Genomic DNA, 21,846 nt, shown 5'->3' with positions numbered 1-21,846 from the left:
TGTTCCTCCCTTACTGTCCGTTTAACCATTTTTTAATTACTTTTGCAGTACCTTCTACATGTTCTTTCGTAGCTTCCTGCACTTGATCATCTAACGTTGGTTCTTTCGGTCCTTCTGGTTCCGGTGTTGGCTCTGGCACTATTTTTTCTTCAGGAATTTCCAGAATACTTTCATTACTTGCGGCAATTTCCTCTTCGGCTAAGTATTCTTCATATTCCTCTTCTTCTCTCTTTTTCTTACGTCTTGCTAAGAAGAACCATACTAGACCAATTAGTGCTAACAAGCCAGCTGTAATTCCACCGAATAACCACCAATTCATACCACTTTTTTCTGGCTCTTTCTCTTTTTCAACTTTCGGCTGGTCGAACTGAACAGTTACAACATTAACTTGACCGTTTGTAAAGTTTCCATTCGGATCAGCTTGAAGCCCAGCTGCTGTGCCAATCGCTTCTTTGAAAGTAGTCATATCAATTCTTCGTTTTACTAACGTATCATTATCTACCCATACAACAACATTGGTTTTCGTTAATTCTGGATGTTTCTTAATTGTTTCAACTGTTTTATCTATTTCATAGTTTTCAATTTTGTTACCATTTTTATTATCGTAGACAACTTTACCGTTTTGATTATTGTTCGTACCGTAGTTTGGCACGTCACCGTTCGCTGTAATACCAGCACCTTGCTTCGTATCTGCTCCTTCTTGCGCAGTAGAGCTTTCCTCTTGCTCTTGTTTACTACGAAGTACACCTTTATCGCCATATTTTTCTGACTGACGTGTAACTTCATCGTAGTTTACAGACACTTTCGTATTTACTTTATATTCATTTGACTTAAACATCGTCATTAACGTTGCGTCAATATCTTGCTTTAATTTACCTTCAATTTGATGCTGCATCTCTACTTCTTTTTCATAAGAAGAGGAACTGTTAGAATGCGCTTCATCTGCTCCTTTTGAGATGATACCTTTTTTACTATCAATAACACTTACTTCTTCTGCTTTCACGCCAGGAACTGCCGCACTAATCATTTGCTGTATACCAGCAACTTGATCAGCTGTTAATAATTGTCCACGCTTCACACCAACAGTAATCGCCGCTGTTCCTTTTGCTTTTTCTTCATCAAAAATTGTTTCTTTTTCAGGTAATGTAATTTGAACATTTGCCGTTTCAACCGTCGCAAAATTTCGTACAATATCTTGCTCCAATTGTTTTTTCGTGCCGACAATTTGCTTCATTTTTTTATCTTGCTCACTTGACCCGAGCGAGCTTTCTAATAAAATTTCCTCGCCGCTCTTAGAGTTAAACGGTAAGCCCATTCCATTCATTTCTTTTCGAACCCATGGAGCATCATTCTTTTGCACACGAATTGAACCATCGGCCGCTAATTGGTAATCGACACCTAACTTCGATAATTCTGCTGTAATCTCTTGCTTATCTGCATCATTTAAATTTTGATATACAACAACATATTTATCTGGCAAGGTGAAGTATAAAAGTGCTCCTGTTACAACCGCTAAAAGCGCAGCACCGATTACTAACTTATGCCACGTTTTTAACGATTGGATAACATTTTTTATCTTTTCCATTTAAACACACCCGTCCACTTTCCTAAATTTGCATATTAATTAGTGACTTATAATTTTCAATAAGATTATCACGTACGAGAGCAGCCGTTTTCATTTGAGATTCAGCTTTTTTTTGCTGAATTAAAACGTCATGTGTTTCTCCTACCCCTTTTGTTAATAAATCATATACTGCTGTTTGCGCATTATTTTGCGTTTGATTCATATCTTCCAATAAATCAATAAACTTTTTTCCTGGAGCTACAGAAGTTTCCGAAGTTTTCGGTGCACCAATTGACTGAATTGCTCCAAATGGCTGTGTATGTAACATTGGTTGAATTTTCATATCCCTATCTTCCCCCTTATCCTCGTCCAATTTCTAAATCTTTATCGAGCATTTTTTTGTTCGCATTTAATACACTCGTATTTGCTTCATACATTTTTTGAGCAACCATAACATTCGTCATTTCAGCAGTTACATCAATATTTGGATAACGTACATATCCTTCTTCATTTGCGTGCGGATGCGTCGGATCATACACTAAGTTTTCCGTTTTGTCTGCTTCAATACTTTTTATTTTCACTCCGTTAGTAGGAGCCCCGTCTAACATACTTGCAAAACTATTATTTGATTCTAGCACCACACTACGACGCTCATATAAATCTGCCCCCGGAGCGGCTGTCGTATTCGCATTTACAATATTGTTTGAAGTAACTTCCATCCACTTTCTCGCTGTCGTTAGTCCTGAGCCACTTGCATTCATTGCCTGAAACATCGTTGTCTCTCCTTCTACCTTTAACGTCCACGTGCCGCTTGGTTAATTGCGTATTGTGTATTAATTGCATTAATTGAAATACCGTATAACTGATTTGCTTTCATTAAATCTAGCATTTCTGTCGTTACATCCACACTATTTCCATCTTGATTCTTTTGCATTGATTTCGTTTGAATCTTTGCATACGTATTTTTCATATTTACTGTCGGTAAGTGCATTTCATTCGTTTGATATAAATCTGGATTGCTCTTTAAATCAGCCGCATTGTTCTTATATAACGCACTGCTCTTACTCATCTGCTCAGCAAATGTTACATCTTGTGCTTTATAGCCAGGTGTATTCGCATTTGCAATATTACTAGAAACAGTATTTCGTTTCGTTACTAAATAGTTCATATAATGGCTTACATCACTCACTAAATCTGGCATATTCCACACCCTTCCTTTTCTACCTTAATGATCCACTGATGGAAGTTTCACTTCATTATTTATTTTATTATATGTATTTATTAAAATATTAACTATTATGTACCCTTACATATTTTATTCCATTTTTCCATTGTTGTCTTTAGAAAAATACAAAAATATAAAAAAGAATACAAAAAACTGTATACAGACAGTGATCCGTGAACTATTTTCATATATGAACTACACATTAAAGTTCATTTTTATATTATTTAGATTACTACTATTTTTTCATTACAGTCATAAAATGAAACCTCAATCAGCGGAACTATTTACTTAAACAAAGGAATGGATCCCCTTTAAAAAGGGGAAATCCATTTGTAAACTGTATTATTAATATTTACCGTAAAATGAATTAGCTTTCATTCGTCCATCATTTGTCATAATCATTTCTTCCAAAATCTTTTGCTTATCTCGAATATGCTGCGCTGCCTTAATAATGAATGGACTTACTTCTGCTGCAACTTGCGCACGCGTTTCTTCATCCAATGTCATCATCCAGCGATTTAACATCTCACTCTTCTCAGCAAACTCTCCATCTGACACTTGCAATTCACCGATTTCATTAAAACAGCCGACAAACGTCCGATAAATATCATTGTTCATTTTCAAGTGCTCCGCGGTAACCGTCTATTAAATCTTGTAACACTTTCACAATCGCATCCATGTCTTTTGCTTCACGCGTTACTTTCATCGTCTGAATTTGAATACTAATCCAATCGTATAAACCATAAAGACTATCATATAAGTCTTTCGTAATTTCAGGGTTCAATTGAAGCTTCAATTCTTCAAAAATACGTTCTAACTTTTCAAGAAGCGCATCTCCTTCTTGTAGTTTAAAAGTATGTAAAAGCTCTTCTAAATTACGAAACTCTACAATACATCTTTCATAGATAAAAATTGTATTTTTAATCGGATTACTCGTCATAATATCATTTTGCATATAACGTTGCCATGCTTGCATACCATCACTTCCTTAACTTTCATTAATCATCACTTTTTTGTTTTGTCATTGCTTTAATTGTTTTTAGCTGGCTATCAAGCGCCGCTAATGTACTTTCTAATTTTTGATACTTCTTCACAATTTCATCTTGCTTTTGCAAGTTTTGCGTCTCGATATCTTTAATCTTTTTATCTAAATCACTTACACGTGAGTCAATATTTTTTACTCTCTCACCGACTACACCTTTATCACCAAATAGTTTATCAAGTGGCTCTTCCATCATTTTTCCTAAACCGTTAGAACTAAAGAAAAATTGCTTCGCTGCATCAGGTTTTTCTTTTAATGCTTGTGTTAATTTTTCATCATTAACTTCCATCGTTCCATCTTGCTTTAATTGAATACCAAATGTGAATAAATAATTACCATCTTGAGAAAATGTTACGACATTGTTCATCGCTTGACGTACACTTTGCATAATGGCTTGACCTTGGAAAGCCCCACCTTTTCCGGCAAAGATATCTACCGTACTAACAGCTTTATTATAATCCGCAACCATCTTCTTAATAACATTCGATGCATCTGTTACGTTTGAGTCATTTACTGTAAATTTTAGGTCTATACCTTTTGTTTTTGGATCTGGTGTTGTGCCAGCATCTGGTGTCCCTTCCACTTTTGGCTCAGTTACCTTTAATAATTCAATTTTCACGCCTGGAAGAGCCTCAATTGTATTGGTAAAGCTTTCAGCTGTGATACCATTAATACTATATTTAGCATTTTGCGCTTCATTGATTACATTAAGCGCTACTCCATCCGCATTAGCTAAACCAATATCTTGAAATAGTGTAGATGTGTTCCCCTCAAACTTAATTACTCCATCTGTTCCTTCTTTTTTCGAGGTCATGAAAATTTTATTTCCAAGTGTATAAGCTGATACGCCATAATCTCCATCATTAATCTTATTAATTAAATCTTTATATGTCATATCAGTTGTTACTTTTAATTCTTTACCGCCTAGTTTTAATGTTTCATCTTTAGGAAGCTTTGCATTTATATCTGTAATGTCATTTGAAGCTATTTGATGACGCTGCGCTAGCTGTGTAATTGTCATATTAAAAGTTCCTGCAATCGCACCACCATCAGCTTTTACATTTATATAACCGTCTTGTGTTGTCGTTACTTTTTTTTCATTCCCTTTAAAAGCCGCTAAGTTTTTAAATGTTTGTGTGAAAGAACTAAATTCTGATTTTAAACTTGTATATAATAATTTATCATTTGTAAGGTCGTTCTTTTCTTTCGTATACGGTGTTTTCCTCATATCTAACGCATTCATTTCTAATTCGACGAAGTTTGAAGTATCGATCATATTATTTCCGAGATTCCAAATTTGTTGTCTACCACCAATACCTGTCATCGTTGTTCCTGCCATTTTTCTCACTCCTTATTAATTACATGTAGTCTAAAATACTCGTTTTACTCATCGTGCTAACTGCTTTAAGCGTCGCTTCATACGTCGCATTTATATACGCTAAGTCAGAAATTGCTACCGCTAAATCGACATCCTCAATTTCTTTACGATTTTCTTGAAGCGCTAAATTTTGCTCGCTTAAAATTGTTTTAAATGTTTCCATTGTGTTCATTGTTGAACCAACTTCAGTTGTACGGTTAATGATGCCATCTAAGTTTTTCTTATTTTCTCCTAATAACGGTTGTAACGCTTTTTGGTCACCTTTTTGCATCGCTTCGCTCATCTGTTTTAACGTTTTTATAACCGGAGATAATAATGCTTCTCCGTTACGAAACGCTTTTAATTCATAACCGTCATTTAGTTGCCAATTTACATCATTTTTTCCACCTTGGTATGTACCATCTTCTGTAAATGGTTGCTTCTCCGCACTATCACCACCGAAAATATAACGACCTTGCTCTTTCGTATTCGCTAAATATACAACTTGTTTTAAAATTTGATCAATCTCTGCACCGATGGCTTTCAATTCTTTTTCACCATTTGGCTCATTTAATGCCTGCACCGTTAATTGATCTGCTCTCGTTAAAGATTTAAAAATACCTTGTAAAGTATTCTCAGTTTGTGTTAATACATTTTTCGAATCGGCTAAATCTTTTTGCATTTGTTCCATATTTGCCAATGAATGTTGAATTGCAAATGATTTACTTGCTGCAAGTGGGTCTTCACTCATAAGAAGGTTTTTCTTCCCCGAAGTTACTTGATTTCGATGATATTGCTGTTGCACGTTCAAATCCATTAACTGATTCTTTGCCCAGCTTGCATTTTGAAATGTAGATACTCTCATCTCTCTCTTCTCCTTTATCTATATTTGAATTGGTGTTAAGAAGAATCCACAGCTTCCTATCGCTATCCTCTTAACCCACTTAACCTACAACCATTTTATATTTCTAGTCTCACATCGATTGGGCCAATGATAGGCATTACCGCCTCTACCATCTGCAGATCCTCTTTCTAACCATAAAAAAGAGGGGATTTCTTTTCTAATTCACATTATCTAATAATCGAAAATAGACTATCAAACACTTCATTCATCGTAGTAATCGCTTTAGAGTTCGCTACGAAATATTTTTGGAAGGCCATTAAATTTACCATTTCCTCTTCCATATTTACCCCTTCGACGCTCATCTTTTCTTGCTGAATACCTTCTAATAGGTCTCCATGAATTTTTTGATAAGCATTCACTGCACTTTTATCAGAAGCTACACCTACTATGAATTGGTCTAATGCTTGTTTATTAGAAAGGCCTTCTTTATAATCGCCATCTGTAATTGCTGCTAGTTTATTTGCTGTTTCAGCAGATATTTTCATTTTCGAAATATCTTTTGCAAATTCTGGATTTAACTTCATATCTTTCGCATAATCTCCAACGAAGAAATCTTTTCCCATCACTGTATTCACTTGATTTTTCACTGAGCTCATTAAATCTTCAAGGTTTTTTTTATATTCAACAATCTTCGCTTTCGTATCAATCGCTGATTTTATCGCTCCGCTAGTTACAGAGATTTCTGAACCGTAAATCTCAACTGACATTGGGTCTTTTTCTTTATTTAATTGAAGTGGATATGTATCTTGTCCATTTACTGTTAAAACACCATTCATTCTAACACTCGCGATATTAGGATTCATAGATTCATAAGATACTTCTATATTGGCATACTTAGACATCTCTGTAACGATGCGATCACGTTCGTCTAGCAGTTGATTCGGTACTTGTGTGCCTGCTTGTCCAATTTTTTTATTCGCTTCTGCTAAACTTGCGGCAAGACGATTAAATTCATTAACATGTGCTTCAATATCTTCTGTCGTCTGTGCTTCCACTGTATCTAAGTTTTTCGCAAGACGATTTACTTGGCTTGTGAACTTCCCAGTTTCAGAAATTAATGTATCGTAGTAATTTGGTTGTTCTGGATTTTTTGCCACTTCACGAAAAGCATTAAAGAAGCCGTCCATTAAACTAGATAACGAATTTTTTCCTGTCGTCCCTACCATAGACTCTACTCGTGATAACGTTGAATTCATGTAATTATAGTAAGAGAGTTGTGATAATTGATCATTAAACTGTTTCGTCTTCACTTCATCAGTAATACGATCGACACCTAACGTTTGTACACCGTATCCAATTCTCTGTTCTGGCGTATGACCATTGCTTGCTCCAACAGATCCGTAATTCACCATTTGACGCACATAACCCGGTGTATGAATGTTAGACAAGTTTTGTTTCGTTGTTTGTAACCCCATTTGAGCCGCTAACATACCTGATAGCGGTGTATTATAATCAGATAATCTCATAAAGCTTCACTTCTCCTTTACAATAGTTCATTCATAAAGATTTGCGAATTATTGTTTCGCTCCAAATTATATTCAGAAACGGAATCCACAATACTTTCTGTAGTTTTTAATAGTACGTTTAAGTAATATTGATTTTTTAAAAGAATCATTTTTACATTCTCTTCTAATTCAACTAAGTTTTTTTGTATTTTTTCCATTTTTTCAATTTCTTCATGGGAAAAATACGAAAATAATGCACTCACGCGAGATGGCTCAACGCCCTTTTCTTTACAAAACTGAACAACCATTTCTTCAAATGCGCTCGATAATCCTTTTAAACCATCAATGTACTGCAATTGCTCTACTTGCAACTTTTGAACTGCATTTACATTTTTATGTTTTAAATTCTCATATATTTGTTCTCCAAGCGTTTGAATGTTTTCATATGCTTTTTGAATAATAACGAGCTTCTCATATAATTGCATGTACATATAGCTTCCTTCCTTTTACAAGACTAAATTTACAATTAAACCGTGGATTTCTCCAATTTGATTTAACATTTCTAAATGTCCAGTTTTTGTATTAATTAAGTTCATCACATCTTCTAATTCATTTAATCCCATTTCTGCTTGTTTTACAATCGTCATTTTCTGTGAATATCCGTAACGCGGATGACGAGACATAACGTCTTTATATTGCAATACATTATCTACGTAAAAATTCAAAAATGATTTCACTGTATTTTTGTATTCCATGACATTATCAAGCGTTAATTCCATTTCAATTTTCTCTTTTATTTCTCCAATATTATCGACAAACGCTTCCATTTGTTCTAGCAATTTATCTTTTTTCGGATCTGCATGCAAATTATCCGAAAATGCAAGTCCTGTCCTGACATTTGCTTCTTTCGGCATTTGAGTAGCAGGCGGTATATGCGATAAAATTGGATTATGCGAGATAGAACGTAGCATATATATCACCTATTTATTTTTTTATTTCTTCCTAAACTTAATCGTAAAATCCAGTTATTTATAATTATACTCTGAACAGTAATATTTTGCAGTTATTTTTTATAAAAGATATGTTACAATTTAGCATGAGGTGGCACAATTCTATGAATATTTTTCTTTGTGGTTCAAATCAATTAACAGCATTAGATCAAGATGAAATTAAAAAATTTCTAACTGACTATGCTCACAAACATAAAATTTACATATTATGTTATAAATCTATCGAAAATGAAGTTCTTCGTTTTTTCATTGAAAACGAAAGACTCGCTCAAAATTTATGCCTTTACACGCTACAACCGTTACAAGCATTAACAGATGAATTTCAAGAAGTCGTTCATTACTTAAAAAAACACGGAGCCGAGTATGTTGCTTTTGATCATCCTTCCGACTCCATTTATCGATCAGATTTTATGTTTTTTGTAAAACAAATTATTGAAGATACCGATTTAGTTCTCTGTTTTTATAACGGGGACAAACATACATCTGTCATTCCCATTGACGTTGCAAAAGAAGCAGGTATTGATGCTGTTATTTATGATTTACCGGGTTTACATGAAAAACAGATGAAAAAAAGCTTTGAACAAAAAATTCGTATGATGTAAAGGGGGAGGCACAATATCGTTATTGTGCCCATTGTAAATATGATAATTGAACAAGATTATGATCATTTTATCGCGAGTTTTAAACAACAATACAATATGGATATCGCTTCGTATAAACAGGATAGAATGCGCCGTAGAATCGATGCTTTCATTTCAAGAAAAGGATTTGACAACTACGCAAATTTCTTAAATCATTTACGTGCTGATCAAAATTTATTTTTAAGTTTTATTGACTATATTACAATTAACGTTTCAGAGTTTTTCAGAAATAAAGAACGTTGGCAAACGTTAGAGACGAAAGCACTGCCAAAATTACTTGAACAAAATAACGGGAAATTAAAAGTATGGAGTGCTGCTTGCGCTGCTGGTGAAGAACCATATACACTCTCTTTAATTTTATCGAAACATCTTTCTCCATTTCGCTATGAAATTCAAGCAACAGATCTTGATTTTCATATTTTAGAAACTGCGAAACGCGGTCAATATACAGAACGTTCTTTAAAAGAATTACCTATCGATTTGAAAGAGCGTCATTTCACAAAAGAGAATGATACATATTCATTGCATCAAAACATTAAGCAAAACGTTTCGTTCAAACAACACGACCTCTTAATGCAGTCATTCGATACAAATTACGATTTAATTATATGTCGTAATGTAATGATATACTTTACAGAAGAAGCAAGAGTAAAGCTTTATGAAAAGTTTAGTCGTTCTTTACGAAAAGGCGGTGTACTATTTGTTGGTAGTACAGAACAAATTTTAACACCCGAACGTTACAACCTTCAGCGGTTTGATACATTCTTCTATGAAAAAATATAAAGTGAAACTTTAATCAGCACATACCAATCGGGCTTTTACGGGATTAAAAAGGTCGTCACAATGAAGTGACGACCTTTTTATATAACTCGAATTAAAATGATACCAACAATCCATATAAAAAGAAAAAGAAACGTCATAGACCATTTATGTTCTTGCATTGTATGTTTCAACGCCTGTGACAATTGTGTCATATTCATTTCTGCGAGCGCCCTCCATACACTGACATCCCGATCTTTTGCCGTGCGGTCTGTAACGCTAATTAAAATGGTTTCGTTAGACAATTTCGTTATATAAGCAGTAATAACCGTTACCATTAAATTTATATTTCCTTCTGAAGAATCACTCTCCACTCTAGAGATAAGTGCACTTACATCTAATAACGGAATATGTACCTTTCTACCAAATGATAGTTGTACTTCAGCGAAATCATACGTTCCATCTAATAAAGGAAGATCTTTTATATGCGCCTGCTTGACAAGTCCTTGTAAACTTCTAATTACTTGTTCAAATATTTTTTCTGTTTGCTTACCTTCTCCAGATAACGTATGTAACTTTTTAAAGAGTTGTAACACTGTATCCATCTCTTTAGAAAGTATTTCCTTCATAATCTTTCCATCGCCTAAACTTGCAAGTAAAATGCCTATTTCATTATTTTTCGAAATGATTTTAGACTGCCCACTAAACACTAAATTACTATGCTTTCGTTCTTTCTGAATTTCATGTTCCGAAATAGCTGCAGGCTGTTTTAATGGTTGTAGCGTCTTATTTTCAACTGTCGTACGGTTAATTTCCATTTAAATGCCTCCACTACTACGAAATGATTAGCCCCATTCTTTATTACTCTTTAAAACTAAAAATAGTACAAATAAACCTGACATAATAGTAAACACATTAGAAGCTTGTACTCCTTGTTCACTTCTTTCTTCTTTCTTATCTTCTGGCTCTGTTTTCTTTTTCGAAACGTCTTGCTTGTCATTTTTACCTGTTTTCTCTTTTTGAGCCTTTACATTACTTACTTCCTTATTATCTGCCAATGGGTCTTTTATAACGTGAGGGAATTCCTCTTTCTCTTTCAATGTTTCTTGTATAAACTCATTTACTTTCTCGTCTTGCTTCGGAATTTGAACAACTGGAAGTTTTTCTTCTGGAAGCACGATCTCTACTTTCGAATCTTCTTGCTTACTAATTTCTTGCTTACTAATTTCTTTCTTATCTTCTACTTTATTTTCATTCTCTTGCTCTTCTGTTTTTTTATCATCTTCCATTTTTTGTCCCAAAACAGAAACGATATATTCACTTTCCGCAACAAGTTTATTGCCTGCAGCATCCACTATTTCTACAAATAGTTTATACTGTCCATTTGGCAAGGCATCAGTTAGTTCAAATACTTTTTGCCAATCCATGTCACGCTTGTTGTAGTCTAATAAAAAGGGAATTTCTTTATCATCTTTCCCTTTTAATGTAACGCGCACTTCTTTCACAGCAGATTCTACATCGGCAGCTTTCACTCGTATATGTATAGAATCTCCCTGTTTCCGTTCAATTAAGTTCTCTTTTGCTTCATCAATAGTAACTTTATGTAACTTCGGCAATTCTTTATCTATAGTTGGTGTTTCATTTCCAATACGAACGAGCGGGACTTTCACTTCATTTTCTATGAGCTCTTCCTTCTCATTTTCTTTGTAACTTTGAACGAGATGAAGATTCCAATCACCTTGTAAATCAAAACTCTCGACTTTATAGTTAGCAATCCATCGCTTCGTTTCTTCATCATACTCAAAAGATAGCATTCTTTCTTGTGCATACTGCTCGCCATTTCTTTGTAACTGCAATATACCTTTCATACTTTGAATGTCTTTCTCGTTTGGTTCTACAGTAATCCGCATTTCTTCGCCAACTTTTAGCTCTGGCTTATTTACTGTAATAACACCTTGATCCGTTTCTATCTTTCTTTCGCTCTTTTGTTCATTCGTCACTTCTTTTTGTTCATCTTCACCTTGATTTATTTCTACTTGCTCTGGCTGTTCTTGAAGTTTCTTATTTTCTTCTATTACTTCCAATTTATTTATTTTTTGCTCTGGCTCAATTTGTTCTTCCGCCTGACTTTGCAGGGGGAAGAACAAGCACACATGTATACATAGCCAACTCATTAGAAAAAACTTTACGTTTTTCATCTACTCGTTCAAACTCCTATTTCAACGCCTTATAGCGATTTCGTCACTTTTACTCCGAAAAACCCATCTACATTTACAAGTTCACCATATGCCACTAATACATCATTCACATAAATTCGAATCGGTTCATCAATATCTTCATCTAGTACAACCGCTTCATTTTCTTGTAAACTTAATATATCTTGAATGGTTTTCACAGTACTTCCAAATACAAATTTCACATTCATTTCTACATTTTGTAGAATGGATGTATCCATATATACTGGTTCAATCTGTTTTACTTCTTTAAATTCAATAGGTTGTACAACTGGTGCCGCAATTTCTTCCTCTTCAATTTCTTCCGGGGTAATCTCTTCTTGCTCTTCCACCATTGGATACAGAAGTCTTCTTACCATTTCTTTCGCTTCGGAAATGGGTAAAATTTGATACATTTTCGATTGAAGAAGATCGCCAATTTCAAGATTGAACGTAATTTGAACGAGTTCGTCCACTTCCATTGACTCTCCCAAGTATTCCATTTCTTCTTTTAACGTTACAAATTTGACATTTGGCGGCGTCATGTCCATTTTTTCTTGAAACATTTCCGACATCGCTGTTGCAGCATGCCCCATCATTTGGTTCATGATCTCTTTAATACCGCTTAGTTCTAATTCACTAAGCTCTTTTTCAGGATCAACTTCCCCTGTTCCCATCATCATTAAATCTACCATTGTTAAGGCAACATCTTTCGTAAATACGAATACGTTCTCATTCTTTAGCCCTTCAACAAAGTCGACATTTAAAATGACAAATGGCACTGGTACTCCATCATAATGACGAACATTAATCGCCTCTACATTTGGTGTACTAATCGTGACTGGCTGATTTAAAAGCGTTGATAATACCGTTGAAGCTGAACCGATTGAAATGTTCGCAATTTCACCGAGTACATCTTTCTCTTCTTGTGTTAAATACTCTTTTTCAACATGTTCCTCTACAATCTCAGTTTCAACCAGTTCCGCCGGTTCATCTCTTTCTTCTACTTCACCAGATAATTGTAGTAATTTATTTATCATTCGTTTCGCATGTTCCACCGAAACAATTTGTACAAGTTTAGAGTTTACAAGATTATCTATTTTTAGATCAAACGATACTTTAACTATTGTGTTATTTCCAGTTATTTCAGAGATTTTCTCCATCTCTTCTGATAGCTTTACGACTTTAATTGTCGGCGGAGACATATCTACTGTATCTTGAAAGAATTCCGACATAGATGTAGCTGCGAATCCCATCATTTGATTCATCGCTTCTTGTACAGCACTTAGCTCTAATTCACCAAGTTCTTTTCCTTCTTCCACTTCACCTGTCCCCATCATCATTAAATCAGCAATTGATAATGCAACATCTTGCTTAAGAACAAGAAGGTTTTCCATATCTAATCCTTTTGTAAAATGAATATTTAACACAACATGTGGAACTTCAACATCACTTGTATCATATAAATCTACCAATTCTACACGAGGAGCAGTAATGTTTACTTGCCTATTTAAAATTGTTGATAATACAGTCGAAGCTGAACCAAATGATATATTTGCGATTTCGCCAAGAATATCGCATTCTTGAGGTGTTAAATGCTCATTTTCTTTTTCTAGCACAATTGTGCTCGTTTCCCCGTTTGTGTGTTGCTCAGGCATTTTCCCTGCCTCCTCATTTCTGTTTTTCTATCAAATGATATAAAGTGACACTTTAATCATTGGGACTTCTATCCATTCCTCACTGATTATTAACCCGCAACTAGCAGGATAAACTCTCAACTTATTACACTCATTATATTTTAACAAACTGATTATACAAATCGTTACTCTGTATTTATTTCCAGTTATATAATTATTTTTATACATTCATAATAATTAACCAAAAAGCTCCCCAATTGTATACAAGTGGGGAGCTTTCCTTCATTCCTATTATAAACCTTCTGGGTTTAAAATGAGGACCACTCGTCCATCACCGAGAATCGTCGCACCAGAGAAATAGTTAGAACTCTCTGCAAAGAAGTCACCTAATGACTTTAAGACGATTTCTCTTTGACCGATAATTGTGTTTACAATAAGCCCATAGCTACGATGTGTATTACGAACAATTAACACAGGAACCATTTGACCATCATATGACGCAAACGCCTCATCTACTGTTTTTTCACCAAATACTGTACTTAAATGTTTCACTTCAATAATTTGGTTACGATAATTTAACACATCTTTTCCTTGTAAGGATTGGATGTCTTCTCTCTTAATTCGAATTGCTTCCACAATATTTCCAAGAGGTAAAGCATAACGCTTATCGTTCGTTTGAACAAGCATAGATTGAATAATAGACAAAGTTAACGGAAGTTCAATTCTGAATGTACTTCCCTTTCCTTCCTCAGAATCAATAATTAAATGCCCACCTAAACTATGAATCGTATGTTTTACAACATCTAATCCAACACCACGCCCAGAAAGATCCGATACAACTTCAGCTGTACTAAAGCCTGGTTGGAATATAAGATCAAACACTTCACGATCTGTTAATCTATTCGCATCTGCTTCTGTTACAACACCATTTTTAATCGCTTTTTCTAATACTTTCCCTTTATTAATACCGTTTCCATCATCCGTAATTTGAATAACGACATGATTTCCACTATGAAACGCCTCTAATTTAATCGTTCCTGTCTCATTTTTACCTGCATCACGTCGTTTTTCAACAGTCTCAACACCGTGATCAATTGCATTTCGAATTAAATGAACAAGCGGATCACCGATTTCATCAATTACAATTTTATCAACTTCAGTAGTTTCTCCTGTAATTTGTAAATCGATTTTTTTACCTAAATCTTTCGCTAACATTCGTACCATACGTGGGAAACGATTGAAGACCGTTTCAATTGGAACCATGCGCATGTTTAAAAGTACATTTTGAATATCTTTTGAAATATCTCCTAATCGATTTAAATGCTCAATTAATTCCTTGTTTTGAATCGTTTGTGCCAATTCATCAATGCGCCCACGCTCAATTACACTTTCTTCAAACATATTCATTAATGTTTCGATTTTCTCTAATTGAACACGAATGGAGCGATTCTCCACTTTAGCATTTTTCGTTTTTACTGTGCTTTTAGCTGGTGTAGTATTAGCTGGTTGTTTCGGTGCTTCTACAGGTGATACAACCTGCGCAACTGCAGAAGATTGTATCATTTTCTCTATTTGCACAGCTTCTTGTGATGTATGTCCTTGCTTCACTTCTACTTTCTCAATTTCAGAAATATGAAGCACTACTTGTTTCAATTCTTCTACATTATAATCACTATCCATAAATACGGTGAACTCAAATCCGAAAGCATCCGCTTCAATTTCTTCAATACTCGGAACAGTTTTTTGTATATTACCTACATTTTGCAATGCTTCTATACACATAATGGCACGTACTGCTTTTAAAATAGCTTGCTGTTCTACCGTTATATGTACTTCATGCGAAACTCCACCATCGTTACCTATATGATCTTGCTCTATATGTTCTGTAGGCGTTACTACATTACCGTGCAATAATGCTTCTAATTTCTGTTTAGTAGAAACTACATCAATATTACCCATTCCGCCTTGTTGTACATCTGCAACCATCTTCTCTAAATTATCAATGCACTCAAAAATCACATCAATAATATCCGCATTGACCACGATATTCCCATGACGGATTTCATCTAACACATTTTCCATCTTATGCGTTAAATCCGCCATTTCCGCAAATTCCATACTTGCAGACATACCTTTAAATGTATGGGCTGAGCGGAATATTTCTCCTACAACATCCATATCAGCTGGATTTTGTTCTAAAGTTAGCACATTTTCATTTAGCGATTGTAAATGTTCTTCTGATTCCTCAAAAAATATATTCAATAGATCTGTTTGCATTTTAATCCCCTACCTGTCTAACAAACATTTCATTTATGTATAACAATTTAGTGTTTTAAAAAGAGAAAAAAGGGGGCCACACGTGTATCCTCTATCACTGTTTTGATTCCTTGTGGCACCCCTTTTATATTAGCTATTTGCTACTTTTGTTAAAGCTTCGATTACACGATCCGCTTGGAATGGCTTTACAATAAAGTCTTTCGCCCCACCCTTAATTGCATCTAATACCATACCTTGTTGTCCCATTGCCGAACAAATAACAACCTTTGCACTTGAATCAATTTTAATGATTTCTTTTAATGCTTCAAGTCCGTCCATTTCTGGCATAGTAATATCTAATGTTACAATATCAGGTTGAAGTTCTTTATACTTTTGAATTGCTTCTACTCCATTCTCCGCCTCACCGATAATTTCAAATTCAGAATTACTTTTTAATAAGTTTTTAATCATCGTTCGCATGAACATCGCATCGTCTACAACTAAAATTTTATGTGCCATTCTTTTTGATTCTCTCCTTCTATGTATAAATATATCTTAATATTTCACCTTATCATTCTCACTCATTATACAAAATAAAATGATAAAATTTAATATTTTTTTAAAAGAATTTTCGTATTTTTATTATTTTATTATTAAAATAACAATATACTATTCTTTTATATAAATAACAACGCGACGATTTTTCTCCCAGTTTTGCGGTGAATCATTTGGTACAACTGGCTTTGTGTCTGCATATCCTACCGCAGCTAACCTCTTATCGTCCACATTATACACTTCGATTAAGTGGTGAATCATATTAGCTGCTCGTGCTGAAGATAACTCCCAGTTAGAAGGGAATTTCTCATTATGAATAGGTCTACTATCTGTATGTCCTTCCACAACGATTGGATTTGGTACTGATTGGAAAAACCCGACTAATTGACTCATTATCTCTTTTGCTTCTGGTTTAACGTTCGCATCACCCGTATCAAATATTAAATTATCTACGATAACGACACTTACCCCTGTATCTTCTCGATATACATTCACTTGACTAATACCGTTATTATCTACATATGCTTTTAACTTTTTATATAATTCATCCATTCTCTTTTTTGAGATCATTTTTTCATCATTTTTTTCATGTGTTATATCTGGTATTGTATTTTCCATTACTTTTGCATCTACTTGCTCCGCATCGCTAAACTTTTCAAGCATCTTTGACAATTTTACTGCATCCTGCTTTGATGTAGCAACTAGTAATACAAAGAAAGTTAATAATAACATCGTTAAATCTGTAAAAGTCGTCATCCAACGAGGCGATCCCTTTTGCGGTCGTTTTATCATCATACCACTCCTTGCAATATTAGGCTGCTCGTTTTTCTTTTTTTATCTTCGTTTCGTACACATACGTATCAAGTTTCAACTTTAATTTAGAAGGAATTTGCCCACGATACAATTCTGAAATTGCTTCAATTACAAACTTCTTCTCTGTATATAAATCCTCAATACCACGATACACCTTTTCCGCAAGAGGTATTGCAATCATATTCGCAAGTACTGATCCATATAATGTCGTTAGCATCGCCACTGCCATTCCTGTACCAATTTGTGATGTATCTTGCAGATTTTGAAGCATAATGATAAGACCAATTAAAGTCCCTATCATACCCCAAGCTGGAGCGAAATCACCAATTTTATCTAATAATGTTGCCCCTTTTCTTAGCTCATACACTTCTGTTTCTATATCTTTCATTAACACTTCTTTTAATTCATCTTCATCGTAGCCACTTAACATTAAACGAATCCCCTTTTGAATAAAAGGGTTGTCTACTTGTTCTCCATCAACTTCTAAAGAAAGTAAACCGTTCTTTTTAGACTTTTTCGAAAAATCAACGAACAAATCCGTTAACTGTTCTAAATCTTCTTCTCTTCTATGTAAAACAGTAAAAATACTTTTCGTATATTTTTTTATTTCTCCAAATCGATACGCCACAACAATTGTCGCTGCCGTTCCCCCTATGACAATTAAAATAGATGGAATATCTAAGAAGTTTTTAAAAGCTTTTATTCCACCGCCACTAAGTACGATCGCCGCTATTACAATAGCGAAGCCTACTATAATGCCCATTGGACTAGAAATATCAAACTTCCTTTTTTTTCTTTCTGGTCTAGCAAATACTTGTTTTTCGTCTCCCATATTCCTGCCCTTTCCTTTTCATTTTTATAAAACATTTTTTTATTTTAATAATGCGTTTTCACATATAACGTTCATTATACGCTTATCATCTATTTATCGCAATATACTCATAAAATTGACACATTTCATTTCCATATTAGAATTATGGTATGGAAATAAGAGGAGGATCACGATGGAACATAACATTTTACAAGTCATTGCATTAGCAGAAAAACTAAAATACGAAATGCGACATAGCTGGCTTTCTAACGGACGCCAAGAAAGTGTTGCCGAACATACATGGCGCATGTCTCTAATGGCCATTTTAGTTGAGCCTTATTTAGATCAAAAAGTAAATATTGAAAAGTTACTTAAAATGGTTATTATTCACGACCTAGTCGAAGCTGAAGCTGGCGATATCCCTGCTTTTGATACAATGAATAGTCACGAATTACAATTACAAAAACAAAAAAATGAACTTGAAGCAATTTTAAATATTAAACAAACATTAAAAGGTTCTCTCGGTGAGGAATTATATAATTTATGGATGGAGTTTGAAGCGAAAGAAACGTACGAAGCAAAAGTTGCTAATGCGCTTGATAAATTGGAAGTCAAAATTCAGCATAACGAGGCTGACATTAATACGTGGCTACCAATTGAACATAAAATGACATTCCAAGTCGCAAAACATACAAACTTTGACTCTTTCCTATCTAAATTACAAAAAATTATTGAACAAGATGGAGAAAAGAAATTATTAGCTGCTGGCATTGACGTTGAAGCTTGTAAGAAATAATGAAATAAGACACTCTACTAGAGTGTCTTATTTCATTATTGTTGATACTGCCTGCTTGTAAATCAGCTGTTGCTTTCCATCTACTAACATTAAAACTGTAAATTTGTCTACGCCAGCAACTTCTCCGACTATTCTCACACCACTCTTTAAGAAAACTGTAACAGTACCTTTTTCTTCTTTTATTTGCTTATAAAGCTCATCTTGTAAATGTTCCAATAACGTTTCTCCCCTTTCTTCCGTGGAATATCTTAATATAAAAAACTATAAATTATTCATTTATGGACCTTATCTTTTACATTCATAAACTTATTAATTAGTATATCTAAATCTCGGCTAAATAACAAAACTTTATCATGATCCAATCCGTGTCTCGCAACTAGTTGAATTAACTCTTTCTTTTTGTTTTCTATTTTATTTTGTAATCGTCCCATCTCCATCTCTAAACTAAAACTCCCTTTTCCCATAATATTACTTGTAAAATTATAGTACATATTCCTTCATAAAAAAATATAAAAATGGTTTTTTTTACAATTTTTACGTTTTTAACATACTCTTAATCCGTAAACGCTTTATTTAGTAAGATTTCCCGCACATGTAATATAGAAAAACCTGAATCACACAGACATTTGTCTAATTCAAATACAGACTGGCTCCTTTTCCACATGAAAAACATATTGTATATAGTAGTCCATGAATTATATAGATTAATTTACAAAAAGGAGGAAAACACATGAGCTATGGTGGTAGTTGTGCTGGTTTCGGCGGTGGATTTGCTTTGCTTATCGTACTATTCATCCTTCTAATCATTATCGGATGTAGCTGCTGGGGTGGCGGCGGATACGGATATTAATCATCCTATCCTTACCAAATGAATTAAAAACTATACGAAAACAGCTCATATTTGAGCTGTTTTTTCATACTTTCGTATGAATTTATATCCCTCTTATTTCTGATTTGATCTAACAAAATATCGTTTACTATGAAATAAGAAACATTTTTACTAAGGGGGATTACAGTGATTAAAGGTCTTTATGAGGCACATTTACCCGTCCGTAACTTAGAAGTATCAATACCTTTTTATGAATCACTAGGGCTAAAATTATATAAAAGAGGTGACGATATTGCTTTCTTTTGGATTAAAGAAAATGAGAGTTGGCTCGGACTTTGGGAAGGAACAGAATACAAAGTTACTTATCACCCATCTTTGCGACATATTGCCTTCCAAGTAAGCTTGCTTGATTTAGAAAATGCAATACATTGGCTAAGTCAAAAAGGAATTTCAGCAAGAAAAGACTTTGGAATGGAGCCAATTGAACCGATCGTTTTTCCAGAATTGGCACACGCCTCCGTATACTTTAACGATCCTGATGAAAATAGTTTAGAATTGATTGCACAATTACCTGTTGAACTTTCTGCAGCAGAGAACATGTATTTAAGTGAATGGAAAAGACAAGTTCAAGCATCATTAATACATAAGGATTAATCTTTTATGTCAGTTTCTTATTCCACACTGCTTAAAACAAATACAAACTTTAGAAAGCTGTTTTATGGCCAAACATTAAGTGTACTGGGAGATTGGTTTCATACTGTAGCTTTATTAACATTCGTTTATAGCGTAACAGAATCTCCGTTTATTATCGCACTAACTTTTATGAGTAAAGGGTTACCTCAACTTCTTCTTAGTCCTTTTATTGGAGGGTTTGTGGATCGATTTCCAACAAAGAAGATTATGATTTCCACCGATGTTTTAAGAGGAGTTATTGTACTCACTTACTTATTAGCAACCTATAAGATTGAAATTATTTTCGTAGCTAATATATGTTTGTCGGTCCTCTCTTGCTTATTTGAGCCTGCTAAACAATCAACTTTAAAAATGATTATTAGGCAAAAACATTTAGTAACTGCAAATACACTTTCTAGTACAGTTAATGGCTTTATGTCAATTATGGGCGCCTCATTAGGTGGGATTATCGCCCAGGCTTTAAGTATAGAAATCGCTTTTATCATTAATAGCCTATCATACTTTGTTTCCGCTTTAATCATTTATAAGTTGAATATCCCTTCTTACAAAAAATTTAACATAAAAAAGTCATTTTTTGTGGATATAAAAGATGGATACACGTACATATTACAGAAAAAAATTATATTAGCATTAATTCTTGTCGGAGTTTCATGGGGGATTATTGGTGGTGCTTATCAACTTCTTTTAACAATTCATGCCGAAAGAATCTTCCATTCTAATATTGGAATTTTATATACTGTTCAAGGATTAGGTCTTATTATTGGTAGTCTATTCGTTAATCTATATGTATGTAAAAATAAGGAGACAATGAAAAAAGCATTTGGCTTGGCGTACTTACTACAAGGATTTTTCTTTCTCGGATTCGTTCTATCCAATCAGCTTATTATCGGTATTATTACTTTACTCTGCATGCGTATCGCAGGGGGCATTATCGTCCCTTTAGACACAACCTTATTACAAATGTATACCGAAGAAAACATGATTGGTAAAGTTTTTTCATTTCATTATTCCATATATGGTTCTCTCATTCAGCTATCTATGTTTATTACAGGCTGGCTTTTAGAAACCCTTTCTCCGCAAGTAATTGGTTGCCTGTTAGCTATATGTTGTATTTTTGTTAGTTTTATATGGCTTTTCTTATTTTATCGCGGGAAGCTTAGTGAAGATCCTACCGATACTATATAGCTCACTGCTAATTTTTATTTACTCTCATTTGTTATTGTTATATAACAATCAAATTAAATAAAATACAAGTCATTTCATTTCATGAAAAGGCCCTTTACTTGAACACCGTTT

Annotated in this window: 26 protein-coding genes; 6 read left to right on the top strand and 20 right to left on the bottom strand. The window is 34.1% G+C overall.

Annotation, left to right across the window (positions count from 1 at the left end; translation table 11 throughout):
- Positions 1-10 precede the first annotated feature (10 nt).
- The 11 genes from ACS2MN_RS12235 to ACS2MN_RS12185 all read right to left on the bottom strand — a co-directional run bounded on the left by ACS2MN_RS12235 (position 11) and on the right by ACS2MN_RS12185 (position 8,508).
- Positions 11-1,585 (bottom strand): flagellar M-ring protein FliF C-terminal domain-containing protein, encoded by a 1,575-nt coding sequence (locus ACS2MN_RS12235; RefSeq protein WP_000411361.1) that lies wholly within the window; start codon positions 1,583-1,585, stop codon positions 11-13.
- A 22-nt stretch (positions 1,586-1,607) separates the two neighbouring features.
- Positions 1,608-1,907: a flagellar hook-basal body complex protein FliE gene (gene fliE / locus ACS2MN_RS12230; RefSeq protein WP_000701668.1), complete on the bottom strand. Its 300-nt coding sequence runs from the start codon at positions 1,905-1,907 to the stop codon at positions 1,608-1,610.
- Between the two features lie 16 nt (positions 1,908-1,923).
- On the bottom strand, positions 1,924-2,337 hold the full coding sequence (gene flgC, locus ACS2MN_RS12225; protein WP_000484909.1) for a flagellar basal body rod protein FlgC: 414 nt from the start codon (positions 2,335-2,337) through the stop codon (positions 1,924-1,926).
- Between the two features lie 20 nt (positions 2,338-2,357).
- Positions 2,358-2,765 carry a flagellar basal body rod protein FlgB gene (gene flgB, locus ACS2MN_RS12220; RefSeq protein ID WP_001113112.1) on the bottom strand — a complete coding sequence of 136 codons (408 nt, stop codon included), beginning with the start codon at positions 2,763-2,765 and terminating at the stop codon, positions 2,358-2,360.
- Positions 2,766-3,134: 369 nt separating this feature from the next.
- Positions 3,135-3,407, bottom strand: coding sequence for a hypothetical protein (locus ACS2MN_RS12215; RefSeq protein ID WP_001058081.1), 273 nt, complete (start codon positions 3,405-3,407; stop codon positions 3,135-3,137).
- Complete coding sequence (gene fliS / locus ACS2MN_RS12210) at positions 3,397-3,765, bottom strand: flagellar export chaperone FliS (RefSeq protein ID WP_001149518.1); 369 nt, start codon at positions 3,763-3,765, stop codon at positions 3,397-3,399. Before fliS ends, ACS2MN_RS12215 begins: the two co-directional genes overlap by 11 nt.
- Before the next feature lie 22 nt (positions 3,766-3,787).
- Entirely contained in the window at positions 3,788-5,170 is a 1,383-nt protein-coding gene (locus ACS2MN_RS12205) for a flagellar hook-associated protein 2 (protein WP_000929294.1), read from the bottom strand.
- Positions 5,171-5,189: 19 nt separating this feature from the next.
- Positions 5,190-6,053: a flagellar hook-associated protein 3 gene (locus tag ACS2MN_RS12200; protein WP_001266434.1), complete on the bottom strand. Its 864-nt coding sequence runs from the start codon at positions 6,051-6,053 to the stop codon at positions 5,190-5,192.
- A gap of 206 nt (positions 6,054-6,259) precedes the next feature.
- Positions 6,260-7,558, bottom strand: coding sequence for a flagellar hook-associated protein FlgK (gene flgK / locus ACS2MN_RS12195; protein ID WP_098806167.1), 1,299 nt, complete (start codon positions 7,556-7,558; stop codon positions 6,260-6,262).
- Positions 7,559-7,575: 17 nt separating this feature from the next.
- Positions 7,576-8,028: a flagellar export chaperone FlgN gene (gene flgN / locus ACS2MN_RS12190; protein WP_098806166.1), complete on the bottom strand. Its 453-nt coding sequence runs from the start codon at positions 8,026-8,028 to the stop codon at positions 7,576-7,578.
- 15 nt (positions 8,029-8,043) lie between these two features.
- On the bottom strand, positions 8,044-8,508 hold the full coding sequence (locus ACS2MN_RS12185; RefSeq protein ID WP_000946323.1) for a YaaR family protein: 465 nt from the start codon (positions 8,506-8,508) through the stop codon (positions 8,044-8,046).
- Positions 8,509-8,651: 143 nt separating this feature from the next.
- Here ACS2MN_RS12185 and ACS2MN_RS12180 point away from each other — a divergent pair, with 143 nt between their 5' ends.
- Both ACS2MN_RS12180 and ACS2MN_RS12175 read left to right on the top strand, forming a co-directional pair.
- Positions 8,652-9,149, top strand: coding sequence for a hypothetical protein (locus tag ACS2MN_RS12180; protein ID WP_001020087.1), 498 nt, complete (start codon positions 8,652-8,654; stop codon positions 9,147-9,149).
- Positions 9,150-9,188: 39 nt separating this feature from the next.
- Positions 9,189-9,971, top strand: a complete 783-nt coding sequence (locus ACS2MN_RS12175; RefSeq protein ID WP_000582904.1) for a CheR family methyltransferase — start codon at positions 9,189-9,191, stop codon at positions 9,969-9,971.
- Positions 9,972-10,048: 77 nt separating this feature from the next.
- Here ACS2MN_RS12175 and ACS2MN_RS12170 read toward each other — a convergent pair whose 3' ends face one another.
- The 7 genes from ACS2MN_RS12170 to ACS2MN_RS12140 all read right to left on the bottom strand — a co-directional run bounded on the left by ACS2MN_RS12170 (position 10,049) and on the right by ACS2MN_RS12140 (position 18,253).
- On the bottom strand, positions 10,049-10,765 hold the full coding sequence (locus tag ACS2MN_RS12170; protein WP_000405178.1) for a hypothetical protein: 717 nt from the start codon (positions 10,763-10,765) through the stop codon (positions 10,049-10,051).
- A 27-nt stretch (positions 10,766-10,792) separates the two neighbouring features.
- Positions 10,793-12,145: a transglycosylase gene (locus ACS2MN_RS12165; protein ID WP_098806165.1), complete on the bottom strand. Its 1,353-nt coding sequence runs from the start codon at positions 12,143-12,145 to the stop codon at positions 10,793-10,795.
- Positions 12,146-12,174: 29 nt separating this feature from the next.
- Positions 12,175-13,818, bottom strand: coding sequence for a flagellar motor switch protein (locus tag ACS2MN_RS12160; RefSeq protein WP_001115038.1), 1,644 nt, complete (start codon positions 13,816-13,818; stop codon positions 12,175-12,177).
- Positions 13,819-14,088: 270 nt separating this feature from the next.
- The gene (locus tag ACS2MN_RS12155; RefSeq protein WP_001192579.1) at positions 14,089-16,074 is read right to left on the bottom strand and encodes a chemotaxis protein CheA; all 1,986 of its coding nucleotides are present in this window, start codon (positions 16,072-16,074) and stop codon (positions 14,089-14,091) included.
- Between the two features lie 129 nt (positions 16,075-16,203).
- Positions 16,204-16,572: a response regulator gene (locus ACS2MN_RS12150; protein WP_000940571.1), complete on the bottom strand. Its 369-nt coding sequence runs from the start codon at positions 16,570-16,572 to the stop codon at positions 16,204-16,206.
- A 150-nt stretch (positions 16,573-16,722) separates the two neighbouring features.
- Positions 16,723-17,400 (bottom strand): OmpA family protein, encoded by a 678-nt coding sequence (locus ACS2MN_RS12145; RefSeq protein WP_000596044.1) that lies wholly within the window; start codon positions 17,398-17,400, stop codon positions 16,723-16,725.
- A gap of 19 nt (positions 17,401-17,419) precedes the next feature.
- The gene (locus ACS2MN_RS12140; RefSeq protein WP_000502107.1) at positions 17,420-18,253 is read right to left on the bottom strand and encodes a flagellar motor protein MotP; all 834 of its coding nucleotides are present in this window, start codon (positions 18,251-18,253) and stop codon (positions 17,420-17,422) included.
- A gap of 172 nt (positions 18,254-18,425) precedes the next feature.
- Here ACS2MN_RS12140 and ACS2MN_RS12135 point away from each other — a divergent pair, with 172 nt between their 5' ends.
- Positions 18,426-19,028, top strand: coding sequence for an HD domain-containing protein (locus tag ACS2MN_RS12135; protein ID WP_000400764.1), 603 nt, complete (start codon positions 18,426-18,428; stop codon positions 19,026-19,028).
- Between the two features lie 27 nt (positions 19,029-19,055).
- Here the strand turns inward: ACS2MN_RS12135 and hfq are convergent, their stop codons facing one another.
- Both hfq and ACS2MN_RS12125 read right to left on the bottom strand, forming a co-directional pair.
- Positions 19,056-19,244: an RNA chaperone Hfq gene (gene hfq / locus ACS2MN_RS12130; RefSeq protein WP_000400654.1), complete on the bottom strand. Its 189-nt coding sequence runs from the start codon at positions 19,242-19,244 to the stop codon at positions 19,056-19,058.
- 56 nt (positions 19,245-19,300) lie between these two features.
- Positions 19,301-19,519, bottom strand: coding sequence for an aspartyl-phosphate phosphatase Spo0E family protein (locus ACS2MN_RS12125; protein ID WP_000291696.1), 219 nt, complete (start codon positions 19,517-19,519; stop codon positions 19,301-19,303).
- A 239-nt stretch (positions 19,520-19,758) separates the two neighbouring features.
- On the opposite strand from ACS2MN_RS12125, the gene ACS2MN_RS12120 reads away from it, so the two are divergent.
- The 3 genes from ACS2MN_RS12120 (at position 19,759) to ACS2MN_RS12110 (ending at position 21,735) form a co-directional block, all read left to right on the top strand.
- A complete protein-coding gene (locus ACS2MN_RS12120) occupies positions 19,759-19,878 on the top strand; it encodes a YjcZ family sporulation protein (protein WP_000120179.1) in 120 nt (39 codons plus the stop codon).
- 165 nt (positions 19,879-20,043) lie between these two features.
- On the top strand, positions 20,044-20,511 hold the full coding sequence (locus ACS2MN_RS12115; protein WP_098806164.1) for a VOC family protein: 468 nt from the start codon (positions 20,044-20,046) through the stop codon (positions 20,509-20,511).
- Positions 20,512-20,517: 6 nt separating this feature from the next.
- Complete coding sequence (locus tag ACS2MN_RS12110; RefSeq protein ID WP_098806163.1) at positions 20,518-21,735, top strand: MFS transporter; 1,218 nt, start codon at positions 20,518-20,520, stop codon at positions 21,733-21,735.
- Positions 21,736-21,846: the final 111 nt, after the last annotated feature.

The organism is Bacillus cereus group sp. BceL062 (assembly GCF_051780025.1).
Taxonomy (GTDB): Bacteria; Bacillota; Bacilli; order Bacillales; family Bacillaceae_G; genus Bacillus_A; species Bacillus_A toyonensis.
This window is presented reverse-complemented; position numbering and strand designations above follow the sequence as displayed.

Coding starts and splice junctions, on each gene's coding strand:
- ACS2MN_RS12235 (WP_000411361.1), bottom strand. CDS start 1,585: ATGGAAAAGATAAAAAATGTTATCCAATCGTTAAAAACGTGGCATAAG.
- fliE (WP_000701668.1), bottom strand. CDS start 1,907: ATGAAAATTCAACCAATGTTACATACACAGCCATTTGGAGCAATTCAG.
- flgC (WP_000484909.1), bottom strand. CDS start 2,337: ATGTTTCAGGCAATGAATGCAAGTGGCTCAGGACTAACGACAGCGAGA.
- flgB (WP_001113112.1), bottom strand. CDS start 2,765: ATGCCAGATTTAGTGAGTGATGTAAGCCATTATATGAACTATTTAGTA.
- ACS2MN_RS12215 (WP_001058081.1), bottom strand. CDS start 3,407: ATGAACAATGATATTTATCGGACGTTTGTCGGCTGTTTTAATGAAATC.
- fliS (WP_001149518.1), bottom strand. CDS start 3,765: ATGCAAGCATGGCAACGTTATATGCAAAATGATATTATGACGAGTAAT.
- ACS2MN_RS12205 (WP_000929294.1), bottom strand. CDS start 5,170: ATGGCAGGAACAACGATGACAGGTATTGGTGGTAGACAACAAATTTGG.
- ACS2MN_RS12200 (WP_001266434.1), bottom strand. CDS start 6,053: ATGAGAGTATCTACATTTCAAAATGCAAGCTGGGCAAAGAATCAGTTA.
- flgK (WP_098806167.1), bottom strand. CDS start 7,558: ATGAGATTATCTGATTATAATACACCGCTATCAGGTATGTTAGCGGCT.
- flgN (WP_098806166.1), bottom strand. CDS start 8,028: ATGTACATGCAATTATATGAGAAGCTCGTTATTATTCAAAAAGCATAT.
- ACS2MN_RS12185 (WP_000946323.1), bottom strand. CDS start 8,508: ATGCTACGTTCTATCTCGCATAATCCAATTTTATCGCATATACCGCCT.
- ACS2MN_RS12180 (WP_001020087.1), top strand. CDS start 8,652: ATGAATATTTTTCTTTGTGGTTCAAATCAATTAACAGCATTAGATCAA.
- ACS2MN_RS12175 (WP_000582904.1), top strand. CDS start 9,189: ATGATAATTGAACAAGATTATGATCATTTTATCGCGAGTTTTAAACAA.
- ACS2MN_RS12170 (WP_000405178.1), bottom strand. CDS start 10,765: ATGGAAATTAACCGTACGACAGTTGAAAATAAGACGCTACAACCATTA.
- ACS2MN_RS12165 (WP_098806165.1), bottom strand. CDS start 12,145: ATGAAAAACGTAAAGTTTTTTCTAATGAGTTGGCTATGTATACATGTG.
- ACS2MN_RS12160 (WP_001115038.1), bottom strand. CDS start 13,818: ATGCCTGAGCAACACACAAACGGGGAAACGAGCACAATTGTGCTAGAA.
- ACS2MN_RS12155 (WP_001192579.1), bottom strand. CDS start 16,074: ATGCAAACAGATCTATTGAATATATTTTTTGAGGAATCAGAAGAACAT.
- ACS2MN_RS12150 (WP_000940571.1), bottom strand. CDS start 16,572: ATGGCACATAAAATTTTAGTTGTAGACGATGCGATGTTCATGCGAACG.
- ACS2MN_RS12145 (WP_000596044.1), bottom strand. CDS start 17,400: ATGATAAAACGACCGCAAAAGGGATCGCCTCGTTGGATGACGACTTTT.
- ACS2MN_RS12140 (WP_000502107.1), bottom strand. CDS start 18,253: ATGGGAGACGAAAAACAAGTATTTGCTAGACCAGAAAGAAAAAAAAGG.
- ACS2MN_RS12135 (WP_000400764.1), top strand. CDS start 18,426: ATGGAACATAACATTTTACAAGTCATTGCATTAGCAGAAAAACTAAAA.
- ACS2MN_RS12125 (WP_000291696.1), bottom strand. CDS start 19,519: ATGTACTATAATTTTACAAGTAATATTATGGGAAAAGGGAGTTTTAGT.
- ACS2MN_RS12120 (WP_000120179.1), top strand. CDS start 19,759: ATGAGCTATGGTGGTAGTTGTGCTGGTTTCGGCGGTGGATTTGCTTTG.
- ACS2MN_RS12110 (WP_098806163.1), top strand. CDS start 20,518: ATGTCAGTTTCTTATTCCACACTGCTTAAAACAAATACAAACTTTAGA.